The following is a 7,765-nucleotide window of genomic DNA, read 5'->3' on the forward strand; positions in this document are numbered from 1 at the left end:
CTATTGTTTGCTTAGTTTTAATACATTGGTAATGTTATTGTTATACTTGATGTTTAACAGATAAATGCCCTTGCTAAACCCGCTTAAATCTAAGTTTGCTTTATTACTGCCAAACAGGGCCCGGCCTTTTTGCCTCAGTAAGGTTTTGCCTGCCATATTGATTACTGTGAGCTCATATGTAGCCGTTTTTTCCGTAGTAAAAGCAACGGACGTTGTATTGGTTGTTGGGTTAGGATAAACTGCTACAGCAGTTAAATTATCATCTGATTGCGGTATCGGTGGAACGGTAACGCTTTTTGTGCCCGGGTTTGAAATGGCGCATGAATTGTAAGCTGTAACAGTAATATCACCACTGTTGTTTCCCCATGTTACAGTGAGTTTATCCGTTCCCTGGCCTGATATTATACTTACATCGGGTGGTACGTTCCAGGTATAGCCTGTACCCGGTGTGGAGCCCTGCACATTGAAGCTTACTGTATCTTGCCGGTTAACCGTTGTTGGCCCGCCAATCAGCGCCGGGTAAGGAGGGGCATCAGCACTGGTACAAGACACGCTGATGTATTTTACATTCGTTTCTGTAGTATCGCATGCGTTGGAGGCAGTTACAGAGATCTCGCCGCCGTTGTAACCCCACTTCACAGTTAAAAGGTATGTTCCCTGTCCGGATAATATAGTTGCATCTGCAGGTATTGTCCAGGTATAAGCAGCATCAGGGCTGGGGGCTTTTACTTCATATTGAACAATAGCAAGCCTGGATGCTTCGTCAGGCCCTTCCACTTCAGCGGGATATGCCGGTGGTGCAATAACTTTTAAAGCCTGGCTGGTATAAGTTTTACCGCTGTCGGAAGTAATAGCCACTGTGTAAGTGCCGGGTACGGTATTAAATAGCTGTGCATTATTAAATTGAGTTGGTTTGAATTTCTTAACCCGGTTATCAAGCATTTCAGAAATATATATTTGCCCGTCGGGGTCAACAAAAAGGCTCGATCCTGAACTTATTTTATCTGCCTGGTTTGGATCTGTAGGATAGCCGCGGCTGCCTGCTACGGTTATGCCATAACTGGCGCCCGGGGCCCATTTTTGAATCCGGATACCGCCGTCCACAACATATACCGCTCCTGCCGAATCAACACTAAGCTCGCCGGGGCCTGTAAGTTGGTTTGCATCAATGCCCTGACCGTTGCCGCCGGCAACGGTTACACCCGTTGTTGCGCCCGGGGCCCATTTTTGCACCCGGTAATTATATCCATCGGCTACATAAACATTGCCCGCATAATCAACTGCTATGCCCGATGGTTCGTAAAGCTGGTTTGCGGCCGGGCCCCTGCCATTACCACCGGCAACGGTTATACCCGTTGTTGCGCCCGGAGTCCACTTTTGTACACGGTTGTTCCATCTGTCGGATACGTATAAGTTACCGAACCTATCGATGCAAATGGATTGGGGACCGGCAATTTGATTAGCTGCTGATCCATAACCGTTTCCCCCGGCAACTATGGTCCCGCTGTTTGCGCCTGGCTTCCATTTGCGCACGCTATTGGTTAAATAATCGGATATGTACAGATCTCCGTTTTTATCAACAGTAATATCTCCCGGCGAAGCCAATTGGTTAAGTTCTCTCCCTTTTCCATTACCGCCGGCTACCAGTATGCCGGCTGTTGCCCCGGGAGCCCATTTGGTAACCCGTTGCAAATCTGCAATGTACAAGTCGCCATGATATATGTAAATACCAGTAGGGCCATAAAGGTTATTCAGTGAAGTGCCCGTGCCATTACCACCCACTACAATAGTTGCATTGGCATCATACCTGGAACGTACTTCTATCAATGCCGAATCCCGGTACCACTTTAACTCGTCTATAAAACCGGATGATAATGTCCCTGTAAGTGTACTGCTGGTACAGGTGCCGCCGGATAAAATGGCTTTAACGGGCGCTTGTGCGTTTGCCTGTGACATTAAGGCAGGCACAATGAAAAGCGACAGGGTTTGCAGGAGTAGCTTTTTCATAAGGTTAAAATTGGGCTTATTGGGTAAGCTGGTTGTTATATATAAAGTTATGAAACCCTTTGCTGTATTTAATGAAAAATGTGATTAATTGTTTGATAGTCAATATTTTGTGCGTTGGTGCATTTACTTCCCGGATAAAAATAGCTTTACTGACGAAAGATTGTTAATCAATAGTGAATGTTGTGAAAGTGGGAGGAGAAAAGTTTATAAAAAAGTAAAGCCCCTGATGGGCAGGGGCCTTTACTAACCAATTATAAACCTAAATTATGAGAAGACTATTTTATGTTGTGCTATCTTTAACACGGTGTAAAAATAACACTAAGTTTTGATATTCGGAAAATATTTTTTGTAATTTTTTTGTAACTTTTATCAATTACGCTCTCGTCCGATATCTTATTGTCAAAAATAAGAATAAAACATTATTAATTTACTAATTTTTTGAAAATGATTTAAGAATATTACTTACTCCTGTATTTTGAAGGTAAAAAAGCACTCTTTTGGTTTTAAAGTTTACAAAAATTTAATTTTAAATGATTTTTAAAGTAAAACTAAGGTTTAAAAAGGCGTTGTAATTGCATTTTTGCCCATGAAATGTTTTAAAAGTCATTTAACGTCGTGTTTTTTTAATTAAAATCAGATAAATGACACTTTTTCTGCGTTAATCTTATTTTTTAGTTGTTTAAAGAACGATTGTTTGCTAAAACAATTTATGTCCTAAACGCAATTGCGTTATAAAAATTACTTTACAAAGGCTTTTTTTTAAAGATGCTTTAACATTTTTGCAGCAAAATACGCCGCCCCATAAAATATGTCATCAACAGATACCGCAAAACAACATCCGCACCTTACGCCGGTAACTTTATGGATCATGACCATAGCTACCGGTTTAGTAGTGGCCAACATATATTATAACCAACCGTTGCTGGCAGATATGGCGCACACTTTTGGTGTAAGCGACAAAAAAGCGCAGCAAATATCGCTTTTTACACAGATAGGTTATGCTACAGGCTTGTTATTTATAGTACCGCTGGCCGATATGCTTAAGCGTAAACGACTTATTTTAATAGATTTTGTACTCATGATCATATCATTGGTGGCCAGCGCTATGGCGCCATCGGTAACTATACTCATGATAGCAGGTTTCCTCGTAGGTGTGTCGTCGGTGATACCCCAGTTACTGATCCCAATGGCGGCGCATCTGGCTAAACCGCACGAACGGGGTAAGAAGATTGGTTTTGTAATGAGCGGTTTGTTAATAGGTATTTTGCTATCACGTACCCTAAGTGGTTTTGTAGGCGAACATTTTGGCTGGCGAAGCATGTATTATATAGCTGCCGGGCTAATGTTGTTCATCTGGCTCATGATATTTTTGTTTTTGCCCGAACTTGAGCCCGATTATAAAGGCAATTACGGCAAATTGATGAAATCATTGATCCATTTGGTGAAAACTCAACCTAAATTGAGACTGGCGGCTTTCCGGGGAGCTTTATGCTTTGCCAGTTTCAGCGCTTTTTGGACAACGCTGGTGTTCTTGCTAAAACAGCCGCAGTTTAATGAGGGTAGTGCAGCGGCAGGCATGTTTGGCCTGGTAGGTGCTTTCGGTGCGGTTGCCGTTGGTTTTATGGGCCGGCTCAGTGATAAAATGGATGCACATAAACTATCTATCTATACACTCGCGCTTATCCTGATCTCCTTTATTGTATTCTATTTTTCGAGCCACAGTATAGTTGGGCTCATCATAGGGGTTATACTGCTGGATATGGGCGTGCAGGCTACGCATATCTCCAATCAGTCTATCATTTTTGCATTGATCCCGGAAGCCCGCAACCGGATCAATACAGTATACATGGTGTCTTATTTTATAGGCGGGGCGCTGGGCACATTCTTCGCCAGCCTGGTCTGGAAAAACTACGAGTGGAACGGGGTCTGCGCTATCGGTGTTGTATTATCGATAATAGTAATCATAGTGCATTTGTTAAGCTACAGAAAATCGTCCGCTGCTGCAACGAGTGTTCGCTAATGCCGGCCTATTAGTTGGCTTTGGATGGCTATTTTGATTAAACTGATCAGAAAAATCAAAAAAAACTTCATAAAAAAATATCATTGAATTTCAGTCATTTACATCTTATTGTAAAATAAATCTGAAGTTTTAATGACTTTTTATGCCTTTCAATAAAAGTTTGGCATTGATTTAGATTGGTACTTATCAAACGCAGCTGTTATGGAAGCAAAAGACAAAACGGTTAAACCCGAAGGAGAGAAAGAGTGGGAGAACCCGGTGGAGCCAACCAAGACTTCGGACCCACGTGATGAGGAGCAAGTGTTGAGGCAATATAAAGAAGCTAAACGCCGCCACGACAACCTTACCGATAACGAAGACAAAGAAAAGAAAGACTAAAACGAAGACATTAAAATATTAAAAACATCTAAAGCCTACAACATGAAAACGCAAAAGCACACATCAACCACCAAACTAATTGCCAGCTTTGATAACACGCTTAAAAACATTATCATGAGCGATTTAAAAGCTATTAAAGCTAAAACACCATACTTAACACCGGCAGCTTAAACTAAACATAAAACATATACTACCTACAACTCCATCTACCTATGAAAGCATATAAACCAACACCCGCAATAACTAAATTACTTGCGCGCTTTGACGCCGAATTACTGGAACTGTTAAGGGAAGATCTGAAAAACTACAGGGCTAAAACCCAATTCATGAGCAACAACAAGCAGGTAGCTGCACAGCAAACACTGTCTGCCGCTTGATCAATATATATACATCTACCTATCGAGTACTAACATCACCTATGAAAACGTAGAGCCCTGCAAAAACAGGGCTCTGTTTTTTTGTAATATCCCTGGCGGCTTTAATATCATGTTAAGTCTGTATGATATTAAATAACAATATGTTAACATTTGGGTCACCTAAAGGAAACGGCTGAAACGGTTATTTGGAGTAAAGCGGCGGGCGAAACATATTCGCCGGTTATAAATAAAGTTTTATGCATTTTTCAATCACCGCGGTTATTCTCCCCTTCCTTGGCCAGGTGGATCTGAGCGGTTCCCTGCTCACTGTTTTTTTCCTTTGCATACTGGCAGTTATCGGTTTTGAGTTTGTGAATGGTTTTCATGATACCGCTAACGCAGTGGCCACTGTTATTTATACTAAAGCCCTGAAGCCTGTTTACGCTATTCCCTGGTCGGGCTTCTGGAACTTTTTAGGTGTTTGCCTTGGCGGTGTTACTGTAGCTATGGGTATTTTAAAGCTGGTGCCATTAGATACATTGATGACCCTGCCCGTAAGTGTAGGCGCATGCCTGGTACTTGCTGTATTGCTGTCGTCTATTATCTGGAACCTTGGTACCTGGTATCTGGGCATTCCCTGTTCAAGCTCACATACCATGATAGGCGCCATGATAGGCGGCGGACTTGCCTTTACCTTTTATTACAACGGCCCTGGTGTAAACTGGAGCAAGGCCGGTGAAATAGGCTCATCGCTGATACTTTCGCCAATAATAGGTTTTGGTGCCGCCGCATTACTGATGCTGTTCCTGAAGCATGTAACCAAATCGCACGCGTTGTTTCATATCCCTACAGGCGAAAATGACAGGCCACCAATACATATCCGTCTTTTGCTGGTTACCACATGTACACTGGTAAGCTTTTTTCATGGCAGTAATGACGGGCAAAAAGGGGTGGGTTTATTCATGCTGATACTGATAGCTTTTTTACCGGCCCGTTTTGCGGTGAACCATGCTGTGCCCAATGCCACAGTTTTATCGGCACTGAACCAAACCGAGCAGGTTATTAATCAGCATCTTGCTAATAATGGTGAAAAGAAACCGGTTTTAACCGAACTGGCAGCAGCCATCAATCAAACAAAGGCATCGCTGGCCGAAAAAAATGAAAAAGAAGTAGCAAAAACTTACCGTTACCGTAAACAGGTTGAAGGGGTTATAAAAGATATCAGGGCTGTAATTAAAGATAACCGGGTAAGCCTGGAGGCTAAGGATAAGGAAGTACTTACTGCCGCTGCTAACGAGCTTGAGCATGTTACGGATTTTGCGCCAATATGGGTTATCGCCATTATCTCCATTTCGCTTGGCGTAGGAACCATGATAGGTTGGAAACGGATTGTGGTAACTATTGGCGAAAAGATTGGTAACGAACATTTAAATTATGCCCAGGGTGCAACATCAGAGATAATAGCAGCATCAACCATTGGTTTGAGTACCGGGTTGGGCTTGCCGGTAAGTACTACACATGTGCTGTCGAGCGGGATAGCCGGAGCCATGGTTGCATCTGGCGGTAAGGGGAATTTAAATAACACTACGCTTAAAAACATCGGTTTAGCATGGGTACTTACTTTGCCGGTTGCAATAATTTTAGCATTTTTATTATTCATGCTTTTTCATTTGTTTATATAATAGGGTAAAATGAAACAGATACTTGTAGCAACCGATTTTTCAAAGTGCGCCGCAAACGCTATGGCCTATGCTATGGAGCTGGCAAACATATTAGGCAGGGAAGTTTGCGCTATCCACGCAATACACCCCACCGAAGGGATTAATAACAGTACTTATAACGCTATTTTTATTGAAGACTACTACAATAACAAGCGCGAGGCATTAAAAGAATGGGTAAGTGCTTATGCCGAAGATGACAAGTATAAAAACGTTAAGATAACCACGCTTTGCGATGTGGGCTTTTTAAAGGCCGTAATAACCCGGTATGTTGATATACATGAAGTTGAGCTACTGGTGATGGGCATAGTGGGCGCTACGGGCATTACAGGTATAGTGGGCAGTAATGCCAGTATGGTGGTGTCCAAAATAAAGGTCCCCACGTTGATCATACCGCTGGAAAGTAAGTTTGAAAACGTGCCGATGATAACCCTGGCTACCGATTTTGAAACCCGCCTATCGGCTGTTGATGTGAATGCTTTAAATGAAATGATTAAGGCATTCGGTTCGGCTAAAATGCAGGTACTTTATGTAGCCGAAAAAACAGATGAGCAGCATGTGCAGGTTTGGGAGGCCCGTTTACGCGACCTGATTAAGCATACCGATCTTGAATTTAATTATATCCAGGAAAGCAGCGCGCTAAACGGCATCATGAATTTCATCGAGTCGCACGAAACGGATATGCTTTGTTTGGTGAAGCATCACCATAATATAGTATACCGGCTTTTTACGCGCAGTACGGTTAACCAGGTGATGAACAAATCGGTTAAGGCGATATTGATCCTGCACGAATAAAAGCTAAAAGCGGAATGCATAAAGCCAAAAGCTAATTATCTGGGTTAGCCAATTACTACCTGTTAGATTAATTAATAGACTTTATATAAATACAACGTTATGGATCAGGTTAATTATCCTATAGTAATCATTGTAATTATTGCGGTTATTATATTGCTGGTATGGATCATCGGGCGCAATCGGAAAGATGAGAAACAGCTGGAAAAGGATATCATTCAATCCGAACTGAAACCGGAAGCGAATGATGATAAAGAGATAAAGACCTGAAATCTACTTGAAGCAGATTTGTTGAAAAAGTGATATTTAAAGCGTCATTGCGAGGTACGAAGCAATCGCGAACTATACAGAACGGCTCTGCTAATAGGGGATTGCTTCGTACCTTATAATGACGTGCAAGTAATTGGTTCATAATCAAGCTGCATTTTGAAGTGTAAGCCCGAGTTTTTGCGCTTCTTTTTGCAGACGAGCGATCTTTCTTGCCTTTTGTACCT

The 7,765-nt window shown here is 42.2% G+C and carries 8 protein-coding genes; 7 read left to right on the forward strand and 1 reads right to left on the reverse strand.

Features of this window, described 5'->3' with window-relative positions; all coding sequences use genetic code 11:
* Window positions 1-2,007 (reverse strand): PKD-like domain-containing protein, encoded by a 2,007-nt coding sequence (locus ACFFGT_RS21255; RefSeq protein ID WP_377024524.1) that lies wholly within the window; start codon window positions 2,005-2,007, stop codon window positions 1-3.
* Window positions 2,008-2,815: 808 nt separating this feature from the next.
* Between ACFFGT_RS21255 and ACFFGT_RS21260 the strand changes: the two genes are divergently transcribed.
* The 7 genes from ACFFGT_RS21260 to ACFFGT_RS21290 all read left to right on the forward strand — a co-directional run bounded on the left by ACFFGT_RS21260 (window position 2,816) and on the right by ACFFGT_RS21290 (window position 7,541).
* Entirely contained in the window at window positions 2,816-4,027 is a 1,212-nt protein-coding gene (locus ACFFGT_RS21260) for an MFS transporter (protein WP_377024525.1), read from the forward strand.
* Window positions 4,028-4,228: 201 nt separating this feature from the next.
* Complete coding sequence (locus ACFFGT_RS21265) at window positions 4,229-4,405, forward strand: hypothetical protein (RefSeq protein WP_377024526.1); 177 nt, start codon at window positions 4,229-4,231, stop codon at window positions 4,403-4,405.
* A gap of 42 nt (window positions 4,406-4,447) precedes the next feature.
* On the forward strand, window positions 4,448-4,576 hold the full coding sequence (locus ACFFGT_RS21270; RefSeq protein WP_377024527.1) for a hypothetical protein: 129 nt from the start codon (window positions 4,448-4,450) through the stop codon (window positions 4,574-4,576).
* Window positions 4,577-4,617: 41 nt separating this feature from the next.
* On the forward strand, window positions 4,618-4,782 hold the full coding sequence (locus tag ACFFGT_RS21275) for a hypothetical protein (protein WP_158604167.1): 165 nt from the start codon (window positions 4,618-4,620) through the stop codon (window positions 4,780-4,782).
* A gap of 236 nt (window positions 4,783-5,018) precedes the next feature.
* Window positions 5,019-6,443 (forward strand): inorganic phosphate transporter, encoded by a 1,425-nt coding sequence (locus ACFFGT_RS21280; RefSeq protein ID WP_377024528.1) that lies wholly within the window; start codon window positions 5,019-5,021, stop codon window positions 6,441-6,443.
* Between the two features lie 9 nt (window positions 6,444-6,452).
* The gene (locus ACFFGT_RS21285) at window positions 6,453-7,274 is read left to right on the forward strand and encodes a universal stress protein (protein WP_377024529.1); all 822 of its coding nucleotides are present in this window, start codon (window positions 6,453-6,455) and stop codon (window positions 7,272-7,274) included.
* A gap of 99 nt (window positions 7,275-7,373) precedes the next feature.
* Window positions 7,374-7,541 (forward strand): hypothetical protein, encoded by a 168-nt coding sequence (locus ACFFGT_RS21290; protein ID WP_377024530.1) that lies wholly within the window; start codon window positions 7,374-7,376, stop codon window positions 7,539-7,541.
* Window positions 7,542-7,765 lie beyond the last annotated feature (224 nt).

The sequence above is a fragment of the Mucilaginibacter angelicae genome, assembly GCF_042434235.1.
Lineage (GTDB): Bacteria > Bacteroidota > Bacteroidia > Sphingobacteriales > Sphingobacteriaceae > Mucilaginibacter > Mucilaginibacter angelicae.